This window comes from Collinsella aerofaciens, assembly GCF_040920445.1.
In the GTDB taxonomy this organism is placed as follows: Bacteria; Actinomycetota; Coriobacteriia; order Coriobacteriales; family Coriobacteriaceae; genus Collinsella; species Collinsella aerofaciens_BH.
On the sequence record NZ_JBCOTQ010000008.1, the window covers coordinates 52042 to 53835 of the forward strand.

A 1794-nucleotide genomic window follows, 5' to 3' on the forward strand; every position below is an offset into this window, starting at 1 on the left:
GTTTTGGACAGGTGCTCCTCGGCACTCTGGTCCATACCGCCGGCGATCTCACCATACATACGGGCAACGCGCGCCGGGGTCTCCAGCAGGCCCTCACGAGTTGGGTCCTCGCCTATGCCCTCAAGCAACAGCTTAATGGCGGCCTCGACTTTTTCCTGATCGACCATCTGGGCCTCACTTTTCCGATTTTGCGTTCGCGCTATGGTACCACGCCCTCCGGCATCGGCCACAAGCTACATAGTATGGGTCGAATAGACCGGATCGTCCCGCCAAAGCTCCACGGCGTCGCAAAGCGCAACGTTCTCACGTGCAGCACGAGCGCGCGTGGCGTTCATGTCGATCACGCGCTGATTGCTCGAGCCCCTAAAGCGCAACGAGATATCGTACAGATCCTGAACGAACGGGCCGTCCACCAACATGTCGAGGCAGGCCAGGATACGGTCCGTCACCTCGGTATGATGACGGCCACCCGGCATAAGCTCCTCGAGCACGTCACCGGTAAAGCACCAAATGGTCTTGCCCGACCCCGCAGGATAGGCCGCACGCACGCGTTCGATAAAGTCAACAAGCCCCGCCTGATTCTCGGGCTCCATAGGCTCGCCGCCCAGAATCGTCAGGCCGTCAATAAAGGGATGATCGAGGCTCTCGATAATCTTGTCCTCGACGGCACGATCGAACGGCTCGCCCGCGGCAAAGTCCCACGCGACAGAATTAAAGCAATTCTTGCACCCGCGACGGCACCCGCTCACAAACAGAGAAGTACGAACGCCCTCCCCATCAGCAATGTCGAAATACTTAATGTTCGCGTAGTTCATAAGTAACTCTCCCGGGAGGCCGGGACATATCATCCCGTCCTCAAACATTCTCGGCCTTCGGCCTGCGAAACTGCGGGCGGGACGATATGTCCCGGCCTCATGCAAAGGGTAACTCAATGAACGAAGAGAACATCGAGTATAGGGTTCGAGGTCCAATAAAAACCTTGTTGCAACTCAACCGCCATCGCAAGCAAAGCGTTGTTGCAAGTCAACTCATTTCCGCTTAGAACTTCGAGGAGTGAGCAGACCGCATGCCGCATCTCAGCTACGTCAACTTGGCTGAGCCGAGAGGGCCGCTTGGGCTTTTGCTCGATATGAGTTCCGCACGCAAAGAAGGCCACTTAATGTGGCCTTCGTCTTGCGCAGGACTGTCCGAAATAGCGAGCAAATGCCCAAGCGGCCCTCCCGGCTCAGCCCCGGAGCGGTATTAGAGATGCAGCACGCGGTCGCGGATCTCCTCGGTTCGGCCCTGATTCCAGAATTGGGTACCGATGTAGCCGCACGTACGACGGGCGACGTTCATCTTCTCCTGATCGCGGTTGCCGCAGTTGGGGCACTCCCACACCAGCTTGCCGTCATCCTCGACAATCTTGATCTCACCGTCGTAGCCGCACACCTGGCAGTAGTCGCTCTTGGTGTTGAGCTCGGCGTACATGATGTTGTCGTAGATGTACTGCATCACGCGAATGACAGCCTTGAGGTTGTCCTGCATGTTGGGAACCTCGACGTAGGAGATGGCACCGCCCGGCGAAAGCTGCTGGAACATACCCTCGAACTTGAGCTTGTCGAATGCGTCGATCTCCTCGGACACGTGGACGTGGTAGCTGTTGGTGATGTAGCCCTTGTCCGTCACGCCCGGGATGATGCCAAAACGACGCTGCAGGCACTTGGCGAACTTGTAGGTCGTCGACTCAAGCGGGGTACCGTACAGCGAGAAGTCAATATCGCTTTCGGCCTTCCACTCGGCGCACTTGTCGTT

The 1794-nt window shown here is 57.6% G+C and carries 3 protein-coding genes; all 3 read right to left on the reverse strand.

The features are described from left to right. On the reverse strand, nt 1-167 hold a 167-nt coding region (locus tag AB5405_RS02375; protein WP_368137487.1), incomplete at its 3' end, for a GTP cyclohydrolase I. A 66-nt stretch (nt 168-233) separates the two neighbouring features. Next, the gene (gene nrdG, locus AB5405_RS02380) at nt 234-815 is read right to left on the reverse strand and encodes an anaerobic ribonucleoside-triphosphate reductase activating protein (RefSeq protein WP_368137478.1); all 582 of its coding nucleotides are present in this window, start codon (nt 813-815) and stop codon (nt 234-236) included. Nucleotides 816-1242: 427 nt separating this feature from the next. After that, a partial coding sequence (gene nrdD / locus AB5405_RS02385) for an anaerobic ribonucleoside-triphosphate reductase (protein WP_368137479.1) occupies nt 1243-1794 on the reverse strand: 552 nt, incomplete at its 5' end.